The 24,626-nt window shown below is 61.6% G+C and carries 22 protein-coding genes and 2 pseudogenes; 7 read left to right on the top strand and 17 right to left on the bottom strand.

The features are described 5' to 3' along the window. Nucleotides 1-133 precede the first annotated feature (133 nt). Nucleotides 134-2,056: a propionate catabolism operon regulatory protein PrpR gene (gene prpR / locus CNE_RS33815; RefSeq protein ID WP_013959250.1), complete on the top strand. Its 1,923-nt coding sequence runs from the start codon at nt 134-136 to the stop codon at nt 2,054-2,056. Between the two features lie 566 nt (nt 2,057-2,622). After that, nucleotides 2,623-3,849 carry an MFS transporter gene (locus CNE_RS33810; protein WP_013959249.1) on the top strand — a complete coding sequence of 409 codons (1,227 nt, stop codon included), beginning with the start codon at nt 2,623-2,625 and terminating at the stop codon, nt 3,847-3,849. Between the two features lie 466 nt (nt 3,850-4,315). Here the strand turns inward: CNE_RS33810 and CNE_RS33805 are convergent, their stop codons facing one another. The 7 genes and pseudogenes from CNE_RS33805 to CNE_RS42495 form a co-directional block, all read right to left on the bottom strand. Next, nucleotides 4,316-5,332 (bottom strand): transketolase family protein, encoded by a 1,017-nt coding sequence (locus CNE_RS33805; protein WP_013959248.1) that lies wholly within the window; start codon nt 5,330-5,332, stop codon nt 4,316-4,318. Further along, nucleotides 5,329-6,174, bottom strand: coding sequence for a transketolase (locus CNE_RS33800; RefSeq protein ID WP_013959247.1), 846 nt, complete (start codon nt 6,172-6,174; stop codon nt 5,329-5,331). Before CNE_RS33800 ends, CNE_RS33805 begins: the two co-directional genes overlap by 4 nt. Nucleotides 6,175-6,219: 45 nt before the next feature. Further along, a complete protein-coding gene (locus tag CNE_RS33795; RefSeq protein WP_013959246.1) occupies nt 6,220-7,548 on the bottom strand; it encodes an MFS transporter in 1,329 nt (442 codons plus the stop codon). 84 nt (nt 7,549-7,632) lie between these two features. Beyond that, nucleotides 7,633-8,382, bottom strand: coding sequence for an SDR family NAD(P)-dependent oxidoreductase (locus tag CNE_RS33790; protein ID WP_013959245.1), 750 nt, complete (start codon nt 8,380-8,382; stop codon nt 7,633-7,635). Nucleotides 8,383-8,539: 157 nt separating this feature from the next. Next, complete coding sequence (locus CNE_RS33785) at nt 8,540-9,427, bottom strand: LysR substrate-binding domain-containing protein (protein ID WP_013959244.1); 888 nt, start codon at nt 9,425-9,427, stop codon at nt 8,540-8,542. 433 nt (nt 9,428-9,860) lie between these two features. After that, nucleotides 9,861-9,947, bottom strand: a complete 87-nt coding sequence (locus CNE_RS42990) for a topoisomerase DNA-binding C4 zinc finger domain-containing protein (protein WP_238553224.1) — start codon at nt 9,945-9,947, stop codon at nt 9,861-9,863. Between the two features lie 111 nt (nt 9,948-10,058). Continuing rightward, nucleotides 10,059-10,323: pseudogene (locus CNE_RS42495) on the bottom strand (restriction endonuclease); the annotation flags it as partial. 262 nt (nt 10,324-10,585) lie between these two features. Here CNE_RS42495 and CNE_RS41915 point away from each other — a divergent pair. Together CNE_RS41915 and CNE_RS33775 are read left to right on the top strand one after the other, a co-directional pair. Then, nucleotides 10,586-11,242 (top strand): hypothetical protein, encoded by a 657-nt coding sequence (locus CNE_RS41915; RefSeq protein WP_013959243.1) that lies wholly within the window; start codon nt 10,586-10,588, stop codon nt 11,240-11,242. Between the two features lie 1,249 nt (nt 11,243-12,491). Further along, nucleotides 12,492-13,829, top strand: coding sequence for an IS110 family RNA-guided transposase (locus tag CNE_RS33775; protein ID WP_041229059.1), 1,338 nt, complete (start codon nt 12,492-12,494; stop codon nt 13,827-13,829). Nucleotides 13,830-14,223: 394 nt separating this feature from the next. On the opposite strand, the gene CNE_RS33770 is transcribed toward CNE_RS33775, so the two are convergent. The 3 genes from CNE_RS33770 to CNE_RS38810 all read right to left on the bottom strand — a co-directional run bounded on the left by CNE_RS33770 (nt 14,224) and on the right by CNE_RS38810 (nt 15,230). Then, nucleotides 14,224-14,574 (bottom strand): type II toxin-antitoxin system ChpB family toxin, encoded by a 351-nt coding sequence (locus CNE_RS33770; protein ID WP_013959240.1) that lies wholly within the window; start codon nt 14,572-14,574, stop codon nt 14,224-14,226. Continuing rightward, on the bottom strand, nt 14,568-14,819 hold the full coding sequence (locus CNE_RS33765) for an AbrB/MazE/SpoVT family DNA-binding domain-containing protein (protein WP_013959239.1): 252 nt from the start codon (nt 14,817-14,819) through the stop codon (nt 14,568-14,570). The genes CNE_RS33770 and CNE_RS33765 overlap by 7 nt, the downstream gene beginning before the upstream one ends. Before the next feature lie 198 nt (nt 14,820-15,017). After that, nucleotides 15,018-15,230 (bottom strand): integrase, encoded by a 213-nt coding sequence (locus CNE_RS38810; protein ID WP_148271768.1) that lies wholly within the window; start codon nt 15,228-15,230, stop codon nt 15,018-15,020. 815 nt (nt 15,231-16,045) lie between these two features. On the opposite strand from CNE_RS38810, the gene CNE_RS33755 reads away from it, so the two are divergent. Then, complete coding sequence (locus tag CNE_RS33755; RefSeq protein WP_013959237.1) at nt 16,046-17,161, top strand: helix-turn-helix transcriptional regulator; 1,116 nt, start codon at nt 16,046-16,048, stop codon at nt 17,159-17,161. Between the two features lie 80 nt (nt 17,162-17,241). After that, nucleotides 17,242-18,270 carry a hypothetical protein gene (locus CNE_RS33750; RefSeq protein ID WP_013959236.1) on the top strand — a complete coding sequence of 343 codons (1,029 nt, stop codon included), beginning with the start codon at nt 17,242-17,244 and terminating at the stop codon, nt 18,268-18,270. A 939-nt stretch (nt 18,271-19,209) separates the two neighbouring features. Here the strand turns inward: CNE_RS33750 and CNE_RS33745 are convergent. The 4 genes and pseudogenes from CNE_RS33745 to CNE_RS41350 form a co-directional block, all read right to left on the bottom strand. Then, nucleotides 19,210-19,788: a phasin family protein gene (locus CNE_RS33745; protein ID WP_013959234.1), complete on the bottom strand. Its 579-nt coding sequence runs from the start codon at nt 19,786-19,788 to the stop codon at nt 19,210-19,212. Nucleotides 19,789-19,867: 79 nt separating this feature from the next. Then, nucleotides 19,868-20,611, bottom strand: coding sequence for an acetoacetyl-CoA reductase (gene phbB, locus CNE_RS33740; RefSeq protein WP_013959233.1), 744 nt, complete (start codon nt 20,609-20,611; stop codon nt 19,868-19,870). Nucleotides 20,612-20,839: 228 nt separating this feature from the next. Next, the gene (locus tag CNE_RS33735; protein ID WP_013959232.1) at nt 20,840-21,100 is read right to left on the bottom strand and encodes an XRE family transcriptional regulator; all 261 of its coding nucleotides are present in this window, start codon (nt 21,098-21,100) and stop codon (nt 20,840-20,842) included. A gap of 417 nt (nt 21,101-21,517) precedes the next feature. Continuing rightward, nucleotides 21,518-21,808, bottom strand: a pseudogene (locus CNE_RS41350) (hypothetical protein); the annotation flags it as partial. 73 nt (nt 21,809-21,881) lie between these two features. On the opposite strand from CNE_RS41350, the gene CNE_RS41345 reads away from it, so the two are divergent. Further along, nucleotides 21,882-22,310 (top strand): BRCT domain-containing protein, encoded by a 429-nt coding sequence (locus CNE_RS41345; protein ID WP_148271767.1) that lies wholly within the window; start codon nt 21,882-21,884, stop codon nt 22,308-22,310. 309 nt (nt 22,311-22,619) lie between these two features. Here CNE_RS41345 and CNE_RS33725 read toward each other — a convergent pair whose 3' ends face one another. The 3 genes from CNE_RS33725 to CNE_RS33715 form a co-directional block, all read right to left on the bottom strand. Continuing rightward, entirely contained in the window at nt 22,620-23,402 is a 783-nt protein-coding gene (locus CNE_RS33725; RefSeq protein WP_013959229.1) for a PIN domain-containing protein, read from the bottom strand. A 537-nt stretch (nt 23,403-23,939) separates the two neighbouring features. Further along, nucleotides 23,940-24,245, bottom strand: coding sequence for a type II toxin-antitoxin system RelE/ParE family toxin (locus CNE_RS33720; protein WP_013959228.1), 306 nt, complete (start codon nt 24,243-24,245; stop codon nt 23,940-23,942). Further along, nucleotides 24,242-24,511, bottom strand: coding sequence for a type II toxin-antitoxin system ParD family antitoxin (locus CNE_RS33715; RefSeq protein WP_013959227.1), 270 nt, complete (start codon nt 24,509-24,511; stop codon nt 24,242-24,244). Before CNE_RS33715 ends, CNE_RS33720 begins: the two co-directional genes overlap by 4 nt. Nucleotides 24,512-24,626: the final 115 nt, after the last annotated feature.

Here is a 24,626-nt window from a genome sequence, read left to right as displayed (position 1 = left end):
GAAAAATTAGTGTCACCGGGCCGCTCGGAGAACAAACAGGATTGAGTCACATTGGAACGCTACCGTTTCACTTTGAAACGATCGAATGAAACGCTAAACTACCCCCACCCTTTACGCCACCCGGCCGCTTCTCATGGAAGAACCCCCAAAGCCACGCCGCCCCGTGATCATTGGCGTCAGCGCATACCAGCTCGCCGAGCACATCCGCGACGTGGGTGCGGCGCTTCACGCGCGCGCGCAAGTGAGCGTGGTCGACGCGCATTTTGATGAGGCGCTCGCCGAGATTCAGCGTCGGCAGGAATCGGCGCCGTGCGACGTCGTGGTTTCAGCCGGCGCAAATGCTGAATTCCTGCGCAGCCACTTGTCGATTCCGGTGGTCTCCGTACGCGTCGGCGGCCATGACGTGATGGCCGCTATCGTCCGGGCCAGGGCAATCTCCGAACGCCTTGCCGTGGTGCTCCACCGCGATGCCGGTGATGACATGGCGAAGTTTGCGGAAGTGTTCGCTTTGCCAATTGCCTTTCGGTCGTACGAGTCTGCCCCGGACGTCCGCAACGTGATTGACGAGTTGCGGCGCCTGGACACGCGCGTGGTCGTGGGCGCGGGCGTAGTCATGCAGGCGGCAGCCGCAGCGGGCATGGCAGGCGTGTTCCTCTATTCCGTCGACTCGGTGCGGCTTGCGCTGGAAGACGCGATCGCCCTGGCGAACGCGAAAGCGGTCGAGCGCTCGCGGTATTCGCTGCTGAACAGCGTCCTTTACCACCTTGGCGATGGCGTTGTCGCGCTGGATGCCGCCGGCAGGCTGATCGCGGCCAATCCCGCAGCGGAGAAATTAGTTGGCAGTCCCCTCATCCCATCTACCGGGAAAACGCTCTCGCTACCATTCCCTGCCTTGCGTCCAGGACGTGCCCTGTCAGATGGCGAGCATGACAGCGGCGCCGTTGAGGAGATCGACGGACGCACGGTAATCATTGACCGAGCGCCGCTGTACGAAGGGAATGTGCGCGTTGGCGCGGTACTGACGCTCCGCCAGCCGACACGCGTCGAGAGGGCCTTTAACAGGCTCCGAACGCATCGGTACACGCACTCGCAAACAGCCAGGTACAAGCTTGAGGACATCGTAGGCGCCTCGCCAGCCATGGCCGCCACCATTACCCGTTGCCGAGTTGCGGCCGAGCGCAGCGATGCTACCGTTCTGATCACAGGGCCAACCGGCGTCGGCAAGGAACTGCTTGCCCAAGGCCTGCATAACGCCAGCCGCCGACGGCGGCACCCGTTCCTGGCGGTCAATTGCGGCGCATTGCCTGAGACGCTGCTGGAGACGGAACTCTTTGGCTATGAAGAAGGCGCCTTCACCGGCGCGCGGCGCAACGGTAAAGCGGGCCTATTCGAAGCCGCCAATGAGGGAACGGTCTTCCTCGACGAGGTGGCGGAGATGCCGTCGTTATTGCAAACGCGGCTGCTACGCGTCTTGCAGGAGCGAGAAGTGACGCGAGTCGGCGGTACCGACACCCTGCAGGTCAATGTCCGCATCGTTGCCGCCACGCATCGAGACCTGTGGGAGCGCGTGCGCGAAGGCGCCTTTCGGAAAGATCTCTTCTATCGCCTTAGCGTGCTGCGCGTCCAGGTGCCGCCACTGCGCGAGCGCCCCGAGGACCGTGACTCTCTCGCAACGGCGCTGGTAAGTGCGGCGATGCGACGGGTGCAGCTTGCAGACTTGCTTGACACTGTCCTGCCTGCCGCCCTGGTCGTCGCCAGACAACATGCCTGGCCAGGTAATGTCCGCGAGCTCGAGAACTTCGCCGAGCGTGTTGCCATGGCTTGTCTCGAAGCCGGCGCGGCAGTGCCAGCAAGACAACTGGCCGCACTTCTCGACCGTGATCCGGACCACTACGATTCACTGGCCGCTATGCCGGAGCCGCCCGACACCACGCTCTCTGGTATGACCATCGCCAATGTGAAGGAGATTCTCAAGGAGTGTGGAGGAAACCGTACCCAGGCCGCAAAACGATTGGGTATTGGTCGCTCCACCCTATGGCGCCTCCTCAAAAATTAGCGATTCTCAAGAATTTTTCCTGCACAAAGTGGCCACGCGGCCGCTATGGCGATCAGCGAGGATTCAGGCACCGTTGACCGAAGAGCCGCTAGGCGGCCTGCTCCAGTCGTTCGCGCCATATGGCTTCAACGACAGAGGTTCGGCCGACTCGGCCCTTCGGCCCTTCGGTCCTAGGTATTCGAATGACTCAGAAGGGGTCGCTTTGAGACCGTCGCCCTACCCCGCGGATACGCGCAGAACCAAAAAAAATTCATCGCCGATCTGCGGGGGACTGAGGGTCGCAGAACCCCAAAAGCGAGCGCCCTGGGCCTCGCTCTTGGCGGCCGTGGTGCGTTGCACCGGATTCGATTCCACTTCGCAGACAGGGAATCAGGCTTCGAGATCACGCTATAGTTCGAATTCGGGTCTCGTCATGTCGGCGACGATTCTCCGTATTGAAGCGTGCTCGATCGCGTCGGTCTGCAGTTGCAAAGCGGGGCATAGAGCGCGTCAGTGTCTCGTAATGCGAGACGCAATATTCAGGCTAATATCCGGCCGCGATTCAACATTGAGGATGGAGTACGAGAATGAGCGAGGACGTCCTCCAAGAGCAGAGTCCCGGTCGATGGCGTGCACTGGCGCTGCTCGCCGTCACGCTTGTCCTGTCCATGACGCCGTGGTTCTCGGCCGCCGCAGTGATTCCTCAACTGCGCGCGGAATGGGCGCTCTCCGTAAGTGCGGCCGCGTGGCTCACCATCGCGGTTCAACTCGGCTTTGTGTGCGGCGCACTGGTCTCGAGCCTACTCAACATCTCAGATGTCGTGCCGCCGAGGCATGTGATCATGGGGGGAGCGGTCGGGGCTGCCACAGCGAACGGACTGCTGGAGGTCGCAAGCGGAGCAGGAGTCGGAATCGCATTGCGCTTCGCAACAGGCTTTTTCCTCGCCGGCGTCTACCCGCCGGCCCTCAAGCTGATGTGCACGTGGTTCCGCAAGGGGCGCGGTATCGCGCTAGGGATTCTCGTTGGAGCGATAGTCGTCGGCCAAGCGATGCCCCATCTCATCAACGGACTCGGTGGACTGAACTGGCGGCTGGTCATCTACGTAACCAGCGTGCTGACCCTCGGGGGAGGCGTAATCACAGTGTTCGCGGTGAAGGAAGGCCCTTTTCCCTTCCCCAGGGCGAGGTTCGATCCCACGCAAACGTGGCGGGTATTCGCGAATCGCGGGGTTAGGCTCGCTTCGTTTGGATACTTCGGCCACATGTGGGAACTGTTTGCAATGTATGCGTGGTTCTTGGCGTTCTTCTCCGAAGCGCTGGTAGCCAAGGGAATCAGGGTTGGCCCGGCCGCGGCCTACGCGACATTCGCAGTTATCGCCGCTGGGGGGGTGGGCTGTTGGGTCGGTGGCATCCTCGGAGATCGGTGGGGCAGGACTAGGACGACCGCCCTCATGATGGCTATTTCGGGGACTTGCTGCGTGCTCATCGGGTTGTTGTTCGACTCGTCCCCCTGGCTGCTTTTCCTTGTTGGCCTAGTGTGGGGGTTCACCGTGGTCGCGGACTCGCCGCAGTTTTCTGCAATGGTGACAGAGCTTGCGGACCAATCTTATGTGGGAACAGCCCTGACACTGCAACTTGCCATCGGCTTCATTCTCACGGTCGCAACGATCTGGCTCATCCCGTTACTAGCGGGCGCCTTCGGGTGGCGATGGGCATTTGTGTTTTTGGCTCCTGGGCCTGCTTTAGGCGTGCTGGCAATGCTGCGATTGAAATCCCTGCCTGAATCAGCCCGCCTCGCTGGAGGAATCGGCTAATGACCAGCAAATCGAGGCCTTTACTTCTGAGGACCCGAGCGTTCCAAGATACAAAATCCATCTCCAGCTCGCCTTCATAAGTTTCGGGGCCAACCTTCAATGCTTCCTCACGCGCGCTTGCGTCTCCTCGCTAGCGACACTCAAATCGGACTCGTGGGCTTCCACCAGAAGCCCCCCTGCCATGGAACGAAATGCTCCAGAATCCACGGCCGTCTTGGCATGAGCGCTGGCATGCGCAGGAACGCTGGCATGCGCAGGAAATGAGGCGATGCGGTGAGCCAGTTTCCTCTCTGGGTCTATTTCCGGCCAATTTCGGTCAGTCGCAGCGATTCATTCGAACGGCCGAAGTCTGCTTTGCTTCGGCCGCTTTTCTTTTGGAGTGGCACGGAGGGCGTAGATTGCGGCACACGGACCAGCCTTACTAAGCGAAACTGTGTAAGGCGTCGGCACACGATCTCTATGGCCTCTACTTAATCCATTGCTTGATCGCCTTCGCCATTACATTCGCCGAAATGCCATAGCGATCGTGCAACGTGGGAAGTGCCCCTGCGTCCAGAAACTCGTCCGGCAGACCTACCTGCCGGAACGGTACTACGGTGCCCGCTTGCATCAGCGTGGTGGCCACAGCTTCTCCCAGCCCGCCGATCACCGTGTGGTTCTCGGCCACCACTACGAGGCGCCCTTGCCGCTTCGCCTCGCGCAGGATGGTCTCGGTATCGAGTGGCTTGATGGTCGGCACGTGCAGTACCGCCACACCGATGCGATCCTTCTCCAGCGCCTTGGCCACCTCCAGCGCGCGCATGGTCATGATGCCCGACGAGATCACCAGCACTTCACCGCCATCGCGCAGCAGCTTGGCCTTGCCCAGCTCGAACTTGTAGTTGTACTCGTCCAGCACCACCGGCACATTGCCGCGCAGCAGGCGCGCATACACCGGCCCGTTGTGCGCGGCGATGGCAGGCACCATCTGCTCGATGTCGATGGCGTCGCACGGGTCGATCACCGTCATGTTGGGCATGGCGCGCATCAGCGCCAGGTCCTCCGCCGCCTGGTGGCTGGGGCCGTAGCCGGTGGTGAGTCCGGGCAGCGCGCACACGATTTTCACGTCGAGGTTGTCCTCCGCGATAGCCTGATGCATGAAGTCGTAGGCACGCCGCGTGGCAAACACCGCATACGTGGTGACAAACGGCTGGGCGCCCTCGTGTGCGAAGCCGGCCGCGGCACCCATCAGGAGCTGCTCGGCCATGCCCATCTGGTAAAAGCGCTCGGGATAAGCCTTCGCAAAGAGATGCAGGTCGGTGTACTTGCCCAGGTCGGCCGTCATGCCGATCACGTTCTGCTTCTGCCGGCCGAGCTCCACCAGCGCGTGGCCGAACGGCGCGGACCGCGTGGCTTGCCCCTCGCCAGCGATGGAGGCGATCATCGCCGAGGTCTTGAGCTTCGGCTTGGCGGTGGCAGTCTGGTTGGCGTTGATGTTGCTCATGCTTGTCTCCCGGCTTCGAGGGCCTGCAGTGCGAGTTGCCATTCGTCGGCATCCACGCGGATAAAGTGGTTCTTCTCCCGCTGTTCAAGGAACGGCACGCCGCACCCCATGCGGGTATCGCAGATGATCATGCGCGGCTGCGCGCCGCGGTGCTCGCGTGCCGCGCGGAAGGCGGCGGCCACGGCGTCGATGTCGTTTCCGTCCACGCGCTGCGTGAACCACCCGAATGCTTCCAGCTTGGGCACCAGTGGCTCGAAGGCCATGATCTGCGTGGAGGGACCGTCAGCCTGCTGGTTGTTGACGTCGACCATGGCTATCAGGTTGTCCAGCTTCCAGTGGGCGGCAGACATGATGCCTTCCCAGATGGCGCCCTCATCCAGTTCGCCATCCGAGAACAGCGTGTAGACGAAGTTGTCCGAGGCCTTGCGCTTGAGCCCGAGACAACGGCCCACGGCGATGGTCAGCCCCTGTCCCAGCGAACCGCCCGACATCTCCATGCCAGGCGTGTAGCTGGCCATGCCCGACATCGGCAAGCGGCTGTCGTCGCTGCCATAGGTCTCAAGTTCCTCGGCGGGCAGGATGCCGGCCTCCAGCAGTGCCGCGTATAGCGCGATGGCGTAGTGGCCATTGGACAGCAGGAAGCGGTCGCGCCCTTCCCATAGGGGATCATCCGGGCGATAGCGCATGGCGTCGAAGTAGGCCACGGCGAGCACGTCGGCAATATCGAGCGCCTGGCCGATGTAGCCCTGGCCCTGCACTTCGCCCATCAGCAATGCATTGCGGCGGATACGATAGGCGCGGTCCCGCAAGGACACGGCCTGGTCGGTGGATGGATGTTGCATGGTGTCTCCTGCAATCAATTGGTCAGCATTCATGGATATCAGGTATCAGCGGTTCACGGAGCGGGCAGGAACGAGGAAGACCAGCATGGCGCCAAACACCACGGTGGCCGAGATGAACACCAGCCCGGCGGTGGACTTGCCAGTCAGGTCGTTGAGCCAGCCCACGATGGCGGGTGAGAAGAAGCCGGCCAGGTTGGCTACGCAGTTGACCGCGGCAATGCCCGCTGCGGCCGACATGCCGCCCAGCAGCGCGGTGGGCAGCGCCCAGAACTGCGAAGACGAGGCCAGGATGCCCGCCGCGGCGATGCACAGGCACACCAGCGATGCGCTGACACTGCCCAGCATTGGCAGCGTGGCAAACCCGGCCGCGGCCACCACCATCGGCACCATCAGGTGGAAACGACGCTCGCGGTGGCGGTCGGCGCTCATGCCAACCAGCGGCAAGGCCACGATGGCGCAGAGATAGGGCAGCGCGGTGTAGATGCCCACCCACAGCGGATCGGCCACGCCGGCCTTGCGGATGATCGTGGGCAGCCAGAATGTCAGGCCGTACTGGCCCAGCACCACGCAGAAGTAGATCCCGGCCATCAGCCACAGACGACGGTCGCCCATGAAGGATCGGATCGACATGTGTTGCGTCTTCTGCGCATTGTCGCCTTCGATATTGCGCTTGAGCAGCGCCTTCTCGGCGTCGGTGAGCCAGTGCGCCTGCTCGATGCCGTTGTCCAGGTAAAGCAGGATGGCCACCCCGAGGAACAGCGACGGCAGTGCCTCGAGCAGGAACAGCCACTTCCAGCCGGCAAGGTCGCCCATGCCGTGGAAGGCATGCATGATGTAGCCCGACAGCGGCCCGCCTACGATGCCCGCCAGCGGGATGGCCATGAAAAACAGCGACAAGGCCTTGGCACGGCGCTCGGACGGGAACCAGTAGGTCATGTACAGGATCACGCCGGGCGCGAATCCGGCCTCGGCCGCACCTAGCAGGAAGCGCAGGATGTAGAACTGGGTTGGCGTACTGACGAAGGCGAAGCAGGCAGAGATCACCGCCCACGTCAGCATAATCCGCGCCAGCCAGCGCTTGGCGCCCACCTTGTGGAGGATCACGTTACTGGGCACCTCGAAGAGGAAATAGCCAAGGAAGAAGATGCCTGCACCCAGGCCGTAGATGGTTTCGCTGAACTGCAGGTCGTTCAGCATCTGCAGCTTGGCAAAGCCCACGTTGACCCGGTCCAGGTAGGCGCCCAGGTAGCACAGCATCAGAAACGGGATGAGCCGCTTCACCACCTTGGCGTAGGTGCGGGTCTCGAAGCTGGCGGCATCGGCGTGCAGCGTTGCCTCGCCGCCCATGGGCGAGGCTGCGTATTTGGTTTTCATTGGTTGTCTCCTGCCTGGTTACGCCGCTTCGGCGGCGCACCGGCTGTTGATTGTTCCGCCTCTGCGGGCGGCTTCAACTTGAATTTAGTGGATCAGCATGCCGCCGTTGACGTCCAGCGTGATGCCAGTGAGGTAGGCGGACATGTCGCTGGCCAGGAATACGCAGGCATTGGCCACGTCGATGGCGTTGCCCAGGCGGCCCAGTGGGATGCCCTTGATGATGTCGGCACGCATCTCCGGGGTGAGCTTGTCGCCGGTGATGTCGGTCTGGATCAGGCCCGGGGTAATGGAATTGATTCGGATGCCGTCCGCCCCGAACTCGCGCGCCATGGCGCGGGCCAGGCCCAGCACGCCGGCCTTGGCCGCGCTGTAGTGCGGGCCGCCAAAGATGCCACCGCCGCGCTGCGCGGAGACCGACGACATGCACACGATGCTGCCACGCTTCTGCTCGCGCATCTGCGGCAACACGGCCTGCGACATATAGAGGGTGCCGCGCAAGTTCACATCCAGCACGGCGTCGTAGTTGCCGGCCTGGATATCCAGCGTGCGCACCGGCTGGGTGATGCCGGCGTTGTTGACCAACGCGTCGATGCGCCCATAGCGCTGCAGCACCGCCTGGGCCGCACGTTCGCAGGCGGCCTTGTCTGTCACATCGCATGCCAGCCCCAGGTGCTGGTCGCCCAGTTCGCTGGCGGCGGCCTGCGCGTCCTCGAGGCGCAGGTCGAGGATGACTACCGAGGCGCCCTGGGCCGCAAAGGCCTTGGCAGTGGCCTTGCCGATGCCACGCGGGGAGGCGGCGCCCGTGATGATGACTACGTTGTTCTCGACCAGCATCTTTGTCTCCTTTGACATTGAATTCTGTTAGGTCGAGTGTTGCCGCTGGCAGCCCGCCGATCAACGCGGTCTGCCTCAGCTATTGCTGAGAAATTTTCAGGTGATGGCACGACCGGGGTTCAGCAAGGCGCCGCCGGAGGCACTTTTGAATATTCGCTCAGCCAGAGTTCGACAACTGGCGCTCCATCCAGGCCAGGAAGCGCGCCACGCGCGGCAGGTCGGTGTTCTGCTGGGGATAGACGAGGTGGTGGCTGCCAACCTCGATGGCATGGGCGTCGTCGAACACGGGAACGAGCGCGCCCTTGCGGATCATGACAGAGGCCAGCAGCGTGCTTTCCAGCGCCACGCCAAGCCCCAGCGCCGCGGTTTCGAGCGACATGTAGGAGCGGTCGAAGGTGAAATCGAACGTCTTGCGACCGCCCGCGACGCCGAATCTGGCGAGCCATTGCTGCCATTGGACAAGCGGGGTTTCCGAATAGATGAGCCGCTGCGCGAGCAGGTCAGTCGGCGTCGCTATGGGATGCTTCTCGAGGTAGGCCGGCGACGCGAGCGGGGCAATGGTCTCGCGGCGCAAGGTCCTGACCTCGACATCGCGCCAATGGGCATAGCCGTGTCGGATATCCACGTCGTAGTAGCCGCCCGTGAAGGAGATGTCCTCATAGGAGCAGGACAGGTTCAACTGGATGTCGCCGTTGTCAGCCTGGAAGGATTCCAGCCGCGGCAATAGCCACATCAGGCCGAAACTGGGACTCGAGTGGACCCGCAGGATCTCGATGTTGGCTGGGCTGGAAGCGCGCTCCGTCGCACGATTCAAATCGGCGAGCACACCGGTAATGTCACGGAGATATTGCTCGCCGACAGGCGTCAGGACCAATCCGCGTCCTTGCCGGAAGAAGAGCGCCTGGCCGAGCGCCTCCTCGAGGTTACCGATCTGGTGGCTAACAGCGGACGCCGTCAAGCCCAGTTCCTCCGATGCACGGCTGACGCTCTTGGTTCTGGCAACGCTTTCGAAGGCAATGATGGCCTTCACCGGAGGAATCCGCATGTTATTTAGCCTCGGTGTGCAATCGTGGCACGCATTTGCGCCGGGGGGATCAAGGACATGGACGTATCGGAATTCTACGCGACGGCACGGGATTATCGAATTGGGCGTGTGCCATTACCACAATTCCCAATGACAGGGATACGCCTAGCTTCGGTCATTCCCACAGCAGACCGAGAATGACCGAATGGGGTCGGGAAGAGCCGACCGGGAGGCGGCAGGTCCTTGCCGGCGTCCGCGCTGCGCCGCCTCTCCAGTGATGAAGACCTGGCTCTGGCGATGCCGCAGACCGTTCATGAGACATACCTCGCAACCTAAAGCATCGTGTCGGTATCAAGGCAGAAAATCGACGCTCGAGCCTGCCGGAAAGCCAGCCTTCCCCGGGGGGGACCTTGTTAACTGAGAGCGCGGCGGCGATGATTGATCGAGCCGGTTCCTAGACGTTGCGGGACAGTCTGACCTTGCAACCGGGATAGTTTTGGCAACCCCAGAATGCACCAGCTGACCCTTTCCGCTCAACCATCTTGATTCCGCAGGCCGCGCATGTCGGCGTCCGGTAGTCGCCCCGAAACGCCTGCTTCAGCAACGTCGCTTGCTTGTACTGATCGAGGGCGCAGATCCGTTCGACGACGCCCGCACCATCAAGTAATTGAATGCCGGCTCGCTCTGCCGACTCCTTTACCGGTCGCCCTACATAGCCAGACAACGACCAGAAAACGCCCCTACGCACCTTGTGTTCGTGCATGACACCGGCAAGTGCGCGGACCTGCTACCTTCACCGGCTTACTCCATGCTTTGCATTGGACCACGGCCACGGGAACATCCAGGCCTGCCTTGTACAAGGTTGCATCGATGCCGCCATCGGGACCATGGGGGACGGTCTTGACCACGAACCCCATCGCCTCGTAGTACCCAACCGAGCGGCGAGCGCGGCGACCTGGGCTTCGAGCCGGGCGCGGGCAGCTCCGCCAGCTGTCGCCCGGCGGCGTCCAGTTCCGCCCGCCCCGGCTCCAGCCGCGCCTGGGTCGCGGCGTGGGCCCCGCGCTCCGCGGCCAACCCTCATGGACGGGCGTTCACAAGCGAAACACACTTCTGGCCGATATGGCATCACCGGCTCCTGCACTACCCTCGGACTGCCAACAACAGAGTGGGGAGAGGGTCATGAGCGGACGTTTCTTGCTGACAATTGCGGCGGCGCTGTCGGTTATGTGCACCGGGTGTGCGTCCATCGTGGGCGGCACTTCGCAGAACATCTCGGTGGAGGCGCGCCAAGACGCGAAGTCAATCACCGGTGCGGCATGCACGCTTTCGAATGACAAGGGGAAATGGTTCGTTTCGACACCGGGATCTGTCGGGGTCCAGCGCTCCTACGAAGCTATGAATATCACCTGCACTAAGTCAGGCTCGGAGCCGGGGACGACGGCCGCACAGTCGACGACGAAGCCCATGGCCTTTGGCAACATCATCTTTGGCGGCTTGGTTGGCGCGGCGATCGATATTGGGAGTGGGGCGGCATATGAGTATCCGAATTTGATCGCGGTCGAGATGAAGGCACTCGAGTTACCAAAGCCGGCAGAGCCAGGTTCACAGGCGGCCGCCGCTCCAATGACTGTCGCCTGGAAGCCGGTACCAAAGCCCACCCCTGGGCCTTTTACCACTATTGCTGAGGCGGTTGCTCTGAAAGACATGTGCACCCCCGTCGGCTACGCGGTCCTTACAGGAACTGGCCAGGAAGGGGATACCTACCGGGTGAACTGTATGGGCGGCATGACGAAGGAATATGCCTGCGCTGGCCAGAGTTGCTCACCGGCGCGCTAGGCGTTCCTCGTGCCGAACAAATTTGCCAGGAGATTGGGATGAGCCGCCAACTAAAAGAGCGACGTGAAAGGCCCACGACCAGATAGGAGGTCAGCCGGGCTTCGCAAATATGCGAAGCCTCACACATTTTGCGAATCCCGGCCAGCCCTCAACCATGTGGTCTGCTCGGCGAGCGTGGACTCACGATTTCGCGCTCGCCCGAGGCTAGACTATTTCACGAATACCGCATTTCGCCATGAGATGCAGCACGCGTTGAACGGCGGTGAAGCGGTGCTCTTGCCGTGATGGATCGCCCGCTGCCACGCACGACTGGAAAGCGGCCATGAACCAGTTCGCGATCCTCTACGAGGATCGCTTCACACAACCCCATCACTGAGATAGGATCAAAGGCCTGCCTTTAGTCTTGCACACAAAAATCCTGACACCCCCCGGCGAACCGTCTTGGGCACCCCCCCGCCGCATCTCCAACTCCATACTCCGCGACACCGGCAAAGACGACAGCGACCTAGGCCTGCTGATCGACCCGTTGATTTGCGATTGACAATGGTGGACAAGTTGCATTGGCGAGAATGCGAGACCAGGGTCGCTTGTCGGCCACAAATGGACGTTCGACCGCGACGTCCCACATCGTTGACAATCGATGTGCGTCTCGTCCGTTGTCGAGCCGGACCATCTAGTCGTGCAGACGCTGCGCATTATCCCCTCGACGTGACCGGCGGCACGCTGCCGAACGTATTCCGGCTGTAGCTGCGACCTGGTCAGGGCAGACCAGAATCGCCCCCGGCGTCCCGGTACGGGTAGGCCACTACATGCTTCATCATGAACGACTCGCTCGCGGCGTGGGAGAAGAAGCAGACGAAGTCTAACGCCTCGTAAATGGACCGGGACGGCAAGATGAACGTGGCTTGCGCTAGATCCTATGTATGAGGACGGGTCGGCAAATTCGCAGAGTGGTCCTAAAGTGAAGGCGCAAGTAAGTTACTTTGGAGCATTTCAAGGCCCTTCCGGCCCCGGCGTGGGCGGAGAAACCGATATGAGCTATACCGGTGAACGGCAGCGCCGCGATGACCGACAGGCCAATGGTGCGCGCTCGCAGCATGCACGCCGTGGAGCGAGCCCGCTTTGGAGCATGGTCCGGGATTCGTCGGCGACAGTGGTGAGCGGCGCGAGCCGCATCCCGTTCAGGAGATCGAGTCGAATTCGACGCATCCCATGGCGCTGCCGTTCATCAACGATGGTGGAGCAAGCCATGGCTATGCGCAAGCAAGAAGAAGACGTGGTATTCCCCAACGCGGCGGGGATCGACGTGGGCGCGTCGAGCCACTGGGTGGCGGTGCCGCGGGATCTGGCCGAGAAGGCCGGCTGCGAGCCGGTGCGCGAAGTCGGCGCGATGACCGACGACCTGCATGCGCTGGCCGACTGGCTACTGACGTGCGGCTTGGACACGGTGGCGCTGGAATCCACCGGGGTCTACTGGATCCCCGTCTATGAAGTGCTGGAGCAACGCAGCTTGACGGTCTGGCTGGTCGATGTGCGGCAGATGAAATACGTGCCCGGGCGCAAGAGCGACGTGCTCGACTGCCAGTGGCTGCAGAAGCTGATGAGCCTGGGGCTGCTGCGCGCGGCCTGGCGCCCCGGCGATGAAGTCTGTGTGGTGCGCGCGGTGGTGCGTCAGCGCGAGGTGCTACTGGCCGCGCAGGCCGAATGGGTGCAGCGTATGCAGAAGGCGCTGGTGCAGATGAACCTTCAGCTCGGCGAAGTGCTCAGCGACTTGATGGGCATGACCGGACAGGCCATCGTGCGGGCCATTGTGGCGGGCGAGCGTGACCCCAACGTGCTGGCGCGCCATCGCCATGCACGCGTCAAGGCCAGCGAGCGCGACATCGCGCGGGCGCTGACGGGTAACTGGCGTGAGGAGCACCTCTTCGTGCTCGGGCAGGCCCTGGCAATGTTCGACAGCCTGGCCCAGCGCATCCTCGAGTGCGACGCCAAGATCGAGGCGTTGCTCGCGCCGCTGGGCCGTCACGAGGTCGAACTCGGCGGGCCGGGCAAGCGGCGTGGCAAGAATACTCCGGAGTTTGATGCGCGCACCGCGTTGGCGCGCTGGTCCGGCGTGGACCTGACGCGCATCAATGGCCTGGCCGTTACCTCGGTACTGACGATCCTCTCGGAGATCGGCCCGGACCTGCGCCGCTTTGGCAGCGTCAAGCACTTCTGCTCGTGGCTGGGGCTGTGTCCCGGCACCAAGGTCAGCGGCGGCAAGGTCCTGTCGGCGCGCACCCGGCGCTCCACCAACCGGGTGCGCCAGGCGCTCAAGCTCGCGGCCATGAGCCTGTCGCATAACGACTCCGCGCTCGGCGCGTTCTACCGACGGCTGTGTGCCCGCATGGACAAGCCGCGCGCGAATACCGCCGTCGCCCACAAGCTGGCGCGCATGGTGTACTTCATGCTCACGCGCGGCGAGACCTTCGTCGACCAGGGCCAGCAGCGCTACGAAGAACAACAGCGCGAGCGCAGCATCGCCGCGCTCAAACGCCGCGCCGCTGCACTCGGCTATCAGATCTATCCCGTGGCGGTGGCGCCCTGACCCCAGCCGCCCTCAGTTTGGTTTCTCAGGAGGACCACATCCTGCAACCGACCCGTCCTCATACATAGGATCTAGAAGGGCAAGAACTTCTTTATCGTCCACCGGAAATCGCACCATCCAACCCTGGAGCCAACCGGACACACTTCTCCCAGTAGCGGCGGCCACCGCTTCACGCGAACGGCGTGCCCGGTCCAATAACTCCGACCGAGCACGAGCTGACGTAATTCCGCGTCGGCCCTACCAAGCTCAAGACGTAGGTCAAGCGCCTTCAACTGACCTGTTCGCCAGTATGCCAAGCAGCCAGTAGCCGTCCCTATCACTCCGCCGGCCAGGCCCGCATAACTTACCCAATCAGGAACGGCCATTGCTTTGCTGTGTTGACGTCTACTAACGGCTATTCAAGGATCGTTTGAAGACGCGCAAGCGCATCTTCCACAACCTCGGCCGGCGCCTGCTCGACCTTCTTGGCACCGCGAGCTTCAAGATCCAGCGTGCGCACCATGTTCACCAGCACGACACCTTGGGTCTCCGTGCCAGCACCGGACAGCGGAACAGCAAAACCAGCGAAGCGTGCGAAATCGCCACCCTGCGTAATCGGCGCAACCAGGGCGACACCGAGTGCATTGAATGGCGCGGGCGACAGTACGAGCGCGGGACGGAAATCCCCCTGTTGCTCACGCCCCTCCGTTGGGTTCAAGCTCACTCGCACAATGTCGCCTCGGTCAAACTTGACACGCCTCACCATACTTCGCGCCCAACCGGCTTGACCCCACTCCAATCAGCCAGCCCTCTGGGCGTCGGCGCCTTGGGATCGCACTGAGCAACCAGTTCATCGAGTGAATACTTGTGCCGGGCGGGCTTAAGCATGACGCCATCCGGACGCACATCCACAGACAGCTTGTCACCCAATGCCACCTTGAGTTGTTCAAGCAATGTTGTGGGGAGGCGCACGGCGGCGCTGTTGCCCCATTTTTGAATCGATAGTTCCATCGCTGCACCCCTTTCATGTAGAGTCATTGTAGATACGCAATCGCGATGGGTCAAGGTTTCTACATTGTAGCTACGTGAATCACCAAGTGCTGCCACCGCCTCTTTGAGCTCCTTGGCTGAAACGACGTCCAAATACGGCGCAACGTGGTCCAGTTCGGCATGTCCCAACGGCATTTGCACGGTTTCGAGCGAGTGCGCCTATGCGAGAAGCCGGCTGGCAAACGTTCGGCGGCCAGAGTGGCGGCTGTAGCCGGTGCCAAAGCCCGCCGCGCGGTGCAGGCCCGTGACGTAGCTCTGCAGACTATCGGCCGCCAGGTATTCGACCAGTTCGCCGGCACCATTGGTTCGGCGCTTGACACTCAGTTCGTACCTGCCGCCCTTGTGCGTGAGGACCAGGGCCGTTTGAGGCACGAGGCCGCGCCACATGCGGCGATCCATTGCCGTGCCCTTGTTGTTCTACCACCTCCATTCGATGTAGCGCTCCAGCGCGCGATAAACACAGCGCTTCTCCCATGTAGCCACAGTGATGCGCGTGTCCGATCGGCTTGCAAATATTAGGTTTTATGGTCCGTGACGTGGATCGGCAACAGATTTGCTTCGAGCGGCCCGTCTACGCCGCATAAGCAGGCTGATGGGCGCCTACGAGAGGGTCGGCCGAGATTCCAACATGCGAAGCTGCGCAGATAGGACAGTGCTCAGCGCCGGATTATGCGCAGCGACCACCGGGACGCCGCTCGAAGGAGGCATCTTGGGCCACCTACGGACGCTCACCCACGGCTTCAAGCGGACATTCGAACGGCGGCTCCGCCCTGAAAGCAGCCGATTTGCTGGCGGCTGACCTCACCGTCAAAGGCTACGTGAAAACGAGTACTTGGAAGCCAGAAGTTGTTTCTTCCTAATTGACATTATCGTAGGGAACAACGCCATCGACGATCTTCCGTCGATCGCGAGGCCGACGCTGGTGCTGGTAGGCGAGCGCGACTTCTGCGCCCCGCCGTACTTCTCTGAGGAGCTTGCGGAGCGGACTCGGGAGTCGACCTCGCGACAGCCGGAGGTCGGCTGGTGGCAATGCAAAATGTGGACTTCCCACAATCGCAATACCCCTCGTTGGTGGGGAAGTGGCCACCATCAAGAATTCGCTATCGTACTTAGCCATTAGATGTAAGAGCCTCGACCAAAAGGAGCCGCCTGACAGGCTCTGGTCGCTAATCCGTTGGGGAGCGGACATGCTAAGAGACCATCTGATTGGGGACCTTTACGAGGCCGCCATTCGACAAGACGACTTCCTGGAAGTCCTGCAACGCACCGCGGAGGCGGTCGGCGCGAACGTCTTTCACATGTTCAGTTGGGACCCGGCAAACAACTGTCCGCGCTTCTCGGTGTATACGCCAGCCTCCCAATTCGACTCTGTTGTCGCGATCTACGAGGCTTACTATGGTGCACTGGATCCGCGGCGCGATTTGGTCCAGCGGGCACCCGCAGGAGCGCTCGTTGCCTGCCAAGACCACATCACCGACCGAGACGTGGCTCGGAGCGAGTTCTACCAGGACTTCCAGCTCCCAACTGCTGGACACCGTTATCTGATGGGAACCCGCCTTCCCCGGCCCGGAGGAAGCGAAACCCTCCTAGGGCTCCTTCGCAACAAGGGAAGAAAGCCTTATAGCGACGCGGACAGAACGACCGCAGCCAGTCTGATCCCGCATCTCCATCGCGCCATCAACCTTTGGCAGGACGCCAAGGTTTTGCATCAGGACGCCGCGCTGGGGACCGAACTGATAGAGCAAATGGGCCTTGCGGTCTTCGCTCTGGACAAGGAGGGACGAGTCGTCTTTTCCAATACGGCTGGGGAGGCGCTGCTGAGCGCCGGGACAGCGCTCAGGCTCAGGCACGGTCGACTGGCAGCGCCCCACGCTCCAGACAATGACGCGCTCCTGGCTGCGATCCTTCGGGTTGCGCGATCCAGACGCGGGGAAAGCCTGGCGCTGCGAAATGCCACCGGAGCCACATACGACCTGTTCATGAGCATCGCCGGCTGTCCGGGGCAAACGCTGACGACTTTCGGGTCCGCATCGGTCCTGGTTACGGCAAGGACGCGTGGAAATGCCCCCCTTGTCACCGCCCAGCAGTTGCACCAGGCTTTTGGTTTGACGCCGGCGGAAGCGGCCGTGGCGGAGGCGCTGATAGAAGGCACGTCCCCAGAGGATTATGCGAACATCAAAGGGGTCTCACCTCACACGGTTCGATACCAGGTGCGGGCCGTTCTCGCAAAGACCAACTCTCGATCGCAAGTCAAAGCCGTGAGTACGATGTTATCGATACTCTCGCAGAAAAAGCCGGGTTGACTGGCGCGGGCCGCTGTGGCCCGCCGATGGCCCCGCTTCATAGTTGTTGGCGGAAATCCCCCAGTGCTGAACGCTAGTCGATGCCGATCGGCTTTTGGTGTTCCTGGCGCTTCTGCCCGGTCTGTGAAGGACGCCCTTGGGCGATCCGCTCTGCGGCAAGCGAACCTTCGGCGGCATCCTGCGCCGGCTTCCGCAGCGGCAAATACTTCAGCGTCAATACGGCCGACAACATGATCGAGCCAGTGACTGTGGACGCCGCAAAGCTGACCGTGACCTATCAGAGCGATGGCGCCGTGGATACGCTTACCGCGGATTCGAGCCAAGCGTGCCGGTTCGTCAATCCCGATAGCCAGTACGGGTACGACATGGTGGTTGGCAAGGCGGGCGTGGCACTCCTGCGCGACGTGCGCGGCTCCACGACTTCCGCCAGGCTGCTCGTGCCGGCGCAGAAGGTCCCCGCTGACCAGAAGGTGGGCGAATGGGTTGGCCTCACGTACGCAACCACTTCCACCAGCGCTGGCAAGTTGGTGCCGAGCCGCGTGAACCTGACGTTGGCTGCCGGCAACAAGGCCACAGCCGGTACGCGTTGCTATGCTGGCAGCAACCCGTGCTACGTCTTTACGGACGCCGATCTGCCTGTCTTCACCGAGGACGCCAACGGGCTCTCGACCACGCAATCGTCCAGCGGACAGGGCTATTCGATCTCCTTCGTTGGCACCGATGGCCGCGTCTCCATGTTCACCACCCGTCCTGGCGGATTCTCGGTGTATAGCAAGGCCTACACCATGACGCTGCCGACCGTTGGCTCGACGAGCTCGTATTGGGACTCCACCCTCGTTAACACCGGCGCAATGAGCACCTTTGAGTCGTACAGCAACAGGATTGACTCGGTGAACACTACGGCTAATTCCTATACCCGGACTCGCATCGAGGATGGGCGCGTGGACACGTGGACGATCAACAATCCCGTCGTTGGACTGCGGCATCGAGATGCTGCTACGGGCGTCAATGAGACGATTGGCCTGCGAATCCCTGCGCTGGGGCTTTCGGTGTCGATCGCCGCTAACGTTGCGCAGAATTTCTTCAGCTTGAGTATGGACCGTCCCTAAGCTGTTGAGCCTCTCGCCGAGGGGTTTTTCCCCTTGGCCTGGCTTTTGGCCCCTCGCCTTGTGCGAGGGGTTTTTTGCGTTTTTACCTCAAATCAAGTACTGTGCCGCACCGCCTCGCTCCAACCTTCTTGCAAATCGCATCGCTGGACTGGCCCGTAGTTGCGCAAAGCCATCCGAGCGGCAGCTCCGCCCTGAACAACGGACTTTCGCCCTGCGACCGCGAACGTTGCATTTTCGGCCGTAAGCCCCACGCCGCACCGTTACCAACTGTCCTCCGCGATCGCGCTGATTGTTCATCCTTCACCGAACCGTCCGCGACATCTTCATGACGTGGCGTACGCTCCCCGCGTGAGCAGGACGAAGACCAGGCATTAGTGCCTTTCGTTTGGCTCAGCATGCGCCAAGGCATGTTTGGTTACGTTTGGTCCGGCAGAGCATAAGCTGTCATTAGACTCCTCTTGAACAGGAGTAAGACTCGAGGAACGTGATCTTTTATGAGTCGGGACATCCGGAACAGCCATGTCATGGCGCCCGCTATTACGTGCTGCTGGCGGCCCTCGTGGCGGCGGCAGGACTTTTCTATTTGGCCTGGTCGAGCTTTCACATCGTGTGAAGTGCTGATAATGCTGTGGCCAGCGCATGCAGCAGTTCCCACCCTGGGCCACCGTCATGCCGCCCCTGGGAGCCTGTCAACGTAGCCGCGCGCTCTGGCCATCACCGCATCGGACTTGGCCTTGTTGCCTCGGCGCTTGCTCTCGCTGGGCGACTAAGTCCGGGTTCGCAAGAAATGCCTGGCCGCAGGCTTCCAGTGAGGTTGTATCGCATCCCGGCTGTCAACGCGCATAGCTCCACCCGCTGCTGCACCGGCTTCTCGCGCCTAGGCAAGAAGAAGCAGCCCGGCCGAGGCAGGCCGGGCTTCAGAGGATCGCTGCGGCAGGATCAGGCGGAAGCCGAAGTATTCTTCGAGGCGGCACGAGCCGTCACGCCGACCTGCTGTACGGCATTCGTTGCCACGGTGGCGACGGCCTGGATATTGGATTCAGCAATTTCCACGGCCTGCGCCGCGGCCTTCTCCACCGACTCGTAGGCATTGTCGGCGGCGGCAATAGCCGACTTCACGATCGCCACGGCCGATTCCGTGCCGGCCGGCGCATTCTTGGCGAGGTTGTCGACACTCTCTCGCAGTTTCTGTGAGCCCTCAGTCAGCATGGCCTTTGCCACTTTGGCGAGCTCTTTCTGTGTTTCCGACGTGATTTCATAGACGTGGCGGGCGTATGCCATGGCCTTCTCGCCAGCCGGCTGCACCAGCGACACGTGAACCTCCAGAAATTCCCGCGGCTCTTTGGCAGAGAGCGCGCGCCTGACGCCGTCCAGATTTTTCGTCAGAGCCGTTTTCGCAACCTGCATATTCAGCTCAACGAGCTTCTCATAGCCCTCGATGGCCTTGGATGTCAGGCTGCACAGGGATTCGAGGTTGGATTGATGTACCGCCAGAATTTGTTCTTGAGTAAGGACCACGCTACTCTCCGATGGTGAATGATGTCGCAAAATAAGGGGGGCACGGTGTCGCTAACGAACCATGTCCCGCCCCCCTCGGTTATTGCATGTGCTGCCCGCCGTTGATCGCAATATTGGATCCGGTCACGTAGGCCGCATCCTCGGAGCACAGATAGGCAACCAGGGCTGCCACTTCCTCGGGCTTGCCAAGGCGCCCCACCGGAATCTGAGGCAGGATCTTTGTATCCATGACCTCCTGCGGCACAGCGGTGACCATCTTGGTCGCCAGGTAACCCGGAGAGATCGTGTTGACCGTCACCCCCTTGCGAGCCACCTCCAGCGCAAGCGACTTCGTGAACCCGTACATACCCGCCTTCGCGGCCGCATAGTTGGTTTGCCCGAACGCACCCTTCGAACCATTAATGGACGAGATATTGATGATGCGCCCCCAGCCCCGCTCCACCATGCCTTCGCACAGAGGCTTGGTCACGTTGAACACCGAATCCAGGTTGGTGCGAATCACAGCGTCCCAGTTGACCTTGTCCATCTTCTTGAAGGCCATGTCGCGGGTAATGCCGGCGTTATTCACCAGGATGTCGACCTGCCCGACCTCGGCAAGAATCTTTGCCACCGTTGCCTGGCAGGCATCATAGTCCGCAACGTCCATCGCGTACGCACGGAAATTGCGGCCGGCAGCTTCCATAATGGCGAGCCAGTTGTTCACATTCGGGTTGCCTGGCGTATGCGTCACGACCACGTTATAGCCAGCGTCATGCAGCCTGAGGCTGATGGCCTCCCCCAAACCGCCCATACCGCCAGTCACCAATGCAATGCGTTTCGTCATCCTGCTTGTCTCTCACAAAGTTTGTTTGACCCCTGTCTTCCGGTCGTCCCGATTCTGTGTTCGGCTTTCGACCACCACTACCACGTATGCACGTGGCGCCAACAAATAACGCTGCCGCGCCAGAGTAGCGCGGTGATTTTTCCGTTCTGTGTCATTCGACTATCTGGGGCACTGAAGGCTAGATACCGGCGTAACCGGACAACCCTCTTTTGGGCGATGGCGCTGCAATCACCACGACCGGGAGGTAAGGCGTGCGAGCCAACCGCGCAACTCATCTGCGCCGATGTCTTGAAACTTACCGCAGAGAACCAGGGCGAGATCCGACTGAAGCGTCCCCAGCATGGCTGCAGCCTCGGACAAGCTAATGCCTGCGGCTCTCATACATGCCGTCATGTCCTTCACGATTTCCGCTTTCAACGGAATTTCCTCGGCGTCCTCGAAGCCAAGCAGTGCGTAGACATTGGTCGTCCCATACTCGAATCGAAACACGTGGCCCTTCTACCTTGTTGTTCTTGAACTTGGCCCCGGAGCGTCGCTGCGCTCGTACGGTGCCGGTTGAGGGCAGGATTATTGGTGCATACATTTGATAAGACAATCGGGGAAACACTAAGACGCTTATGGCCACAGATAGTCCACGGATCCAAAGCGATTTCATCATCTCGTAACAAGGACAAGAGGCTGGAGGCAGTCAACCTGGTCGGGGGCCAACCATCTAGAAGTTGCGTGGAGGGCTCTATTTGCGACCTGCGCTGGCCAGCCAGCGAGGACTGCGGCTCAAAGGCGCGGACGAAAAACCGGAGGGTGGCGGCGGCGTCGGTTACCCCGATACCGGTGGGCACGGCAATCTCGCGCTCCGGATTGAGCGTGACCGTGTCGATTGGCGACCAGTTTCGAGTGTTGCATGACCAGCGCTGCGGCCTGCGCTTCCAGCTTAGCGCGTCCCTCCACCTGCGCCACGGCCGCATCGCGCGCCTCGTGGCGTGCCGCCGCCAGTTCGCCGCGCAGGTCTTCGGCCGTGCGTTCACTCTTCTGGCGCGCCGTACGCTCCTGGCCCAGTTCGCGCAAGCTGCGCCGCTCACTGGCTTCAGCGCGTTCCTGCGCGAGCGTCACCGCCTCGCGGGCCCGCTCCAGCTCCGTCGAGAATTTGGTTCGCAACGCGTCCAGCTGGCGCCGGCCCGTCTCCAGTTCCGTCCGGCCCCCGCTTCGCACCGCTCGACGCGGCCCGTGGTCGCAAGGGCAACCGCTCAATTCGGCTTATCGAGGCGAGGCCGTGGCGGAACGTCAGATCGATGAGTTGATTGGCATAGTTAAGGGAGTGTTGGCCGACGGCATGGTCCATCAAGGCGAGGTGGAATTCCTGCTTTCTTGGCTAAACGCCAATCGAGCTGCTGCCGATCAGTGGCCAGCAAAGGCCATATATCCCAGGTTGGTAGCAGCACTGGCCGATGGAAAAGTGGATTCCGAAGAAGAACGGGAAATTCTCGATCTGCTCCTTGCTGCTGTCGGCGGCAATACCGCGCCTCAAGTGGGCGAGGCAAGCGATAGCACCTCGCTTCCGCTTTGTAACCCCGCCCCTTCAATCGTGTTTGCGGGGCAAAGCTTCTGCTTTACAGGGAAATTCAACAGTGGAACGCGTGATTGGTGCCAAAAATCGGTCGAGTCTCGAGGCGGTGTGTCAGCCGGCTCCGTGACAAAGTAGCTAAGTTCCCTTGTGATCGGGGACCTTGGCAGCCGAGATTGGCTTCATTCGACCCACGGAACGAAGATTTTGAAGGCCTGGTTTGAGCGGCTGAGCTGATCAGACATTGAGTAAGTACGGCGCATAGCCCCATTCGAGCGGCTCTATTATGCGAGAACGCTATGCGCATACGTGACCCCGGAGGCCCCGCTCGCCGGCGGCACACTTGAAGACGCACTCAAATTGCGCTCGCCGCCATTCTTGCTCGTGATGTCGAAGTGCCCGCGCTACTGTGCGGGGATCGCGAGTGCGCGACAGCCGAATAGCCGGTCAGAAATGATAGCTGATGGCGCCCTCGTTGTCGCTGATCGAGCGATTGGCGAGAAGCTTGGCGATAATGGCCTGCACTTCGCGGTCGGCGATCGCGTGTGCCTTGAACATGGCTTCGATGTGCTTGGCAAGCGTGACTCGCCTTCTCGGCCTAGCCACCTTTTGCGAGCGCGCGAGAATCTCTCGCGCTAGTTCTGCACTTGGCCTCTTGCCGGCGGCCTTCCCCGCCTTGGATGCCGACGGCTTCACGGCAGGCCGCGCCTTGCTCGCCTTCGTGTTCGGCGCAGGCATTCGCTTGGCGCTGGGCCCCTTCGCCTCAGGCCCCGCCGGCCACTCCTTTTGGAGCGCGGCGGACTCTGGCGCTGGGCTAGCGCTGTGCTCCGATGCCTTCACTGGGGGATCGGACGCATGCGTTGGGCCTTTGAAGGCCTCATCAAGCGATTCCACCCGACGGGCCGGCACGCCGAATTCGGTGTTAAGCCACGTGAGCAGCGGATCGAAGCCTTTGTCCCTGGAGAGCACAATCGCTGGGCCTTTCTCGCCTGCCTCGATCATGCGCCCGAGTTCGAAGGCGATGTGGAAGTCGAGAGCGTTGGGCCCAGTCCCGCTCGCACGCACCCAATGCCCTTTCTCCCCTAGAGCCTGCAGCCCCATGGCCAGCTCGATCGGGATTTTCTTTTGCCCTTCGCCGACGAAGACGATGAGGCTTGCTTCGCCGAGACTTGAAAAATCGATCGCCTGGACATTTTCTAGATCGACCAAAACCACGCCCCATTGACCCATATCATCCCCGAATAAAGACCGGCCACTGCAACAGGCCTGCGGTGGCGCGGCGTATTATTGTCTCGCATGAGCGGCTCTTTGGCCGCCACAACAATGTACAGCAAGCATTAGGGCTGCTTCGATGCCTCAGCCCATCGGTGTGCATCAGCAAGGCATTGCATTGCTTTGAGTCTGATGGACTGGGTCCGATTCGAGCCCGCTTTTGGAACCGTTGCCCGTTTGCTTTTCGGCCCTGCTGCAGTCGCTGATTGCGATGGTAGCCGTATTGCCATCGTCGATGCCGGGAGACATCAACCGAAAGAAATTTTTCGCTCTACGGACGTTATGGTCAAATCTGGCTGCGTTCAACGCATGCGCTTTGGGCGGTCCAGGCAGAGTCAATCATGGCGCACCGCCCTCCACTTTGATTGTCTACGCACTGCGTAGACATTTGAGGTCGCGTCGCTTCGCTGCCCGACGTCCGCGCTCGGGTAAACCTCCGCGAAGCGAGTTACCGGTGACAGGGAGAGTTGTTCGCCGAACTCAGGTCGGGCGGCGTCAGTCGAACAGCAGCGCGGCATAGTTGCGGGCGCTGTGCAGCACGTGCAGTACGTCGATTCGCGCAGGCGGATCGCCCAGCACGCGGTAGAAGATCTGATAGTTGCCGTGTACGCGGTGCCGGATGCCTCGGTCCTCATAGCGGGGTACCAGCGGGAAGGTAAGCGGCATGTCTGCGAGCGACAGGCACCGGTCGCGCAACTCCTGCACGAAGGAGAGCGCGCGACGCGGATTGTCGCGAGCAATATAGTCGGCGATGGCTTCGAGTTCGGCCTCGGCCAGCGGCGTCAGGCGAACGACGATCATGCGCCGCGCCCGGGCGCTCTGCCTGCCGCGGCGCGATATTTGGCCTCGAGGCGGTCGAACACGGTGGCTGCGTCGGTGCCGCAGCCCGCGTCTGCCTCGGCCAGGCTTTGCGCGAGCGCCGCGTCCAGCGCCGTCAGTTGCGCTTCGCGGTCTTGAATCAGACGCACGCCTTCGCGCAGTACTTCGCTCTTTGAGCCATAGCGGCCCGAAGCGACAAGTTCGGTCACGTAGCGCTCGAGTTGTTGTCCAAGGTCGGCACTGATCATATTTGCTCCTCTTCAGACAGGATTGGGCGCAAGGGCACGGCGAATGTCATGAAGTGTACCGCCCTTGATAATAGTTATCAAATTTCCAAGCTAAAAGTGGAATAAGATGCACCTC

It is taken from the genome of Cupriavidus necator N-1 (assembly GCF_000219215.1).
Lineage (GTDB): Bacteria > Pseudomonadota > Gammaproteobacteria > Burkholderiales > Burkholderiaceae > Cupriavidus > Cupriavidus necator.
The sequence above is the reverse complement of the archived record's forward strand: the minus strand, read 5'-3'. Positions and strand labels throughout refer to the sequence as shown.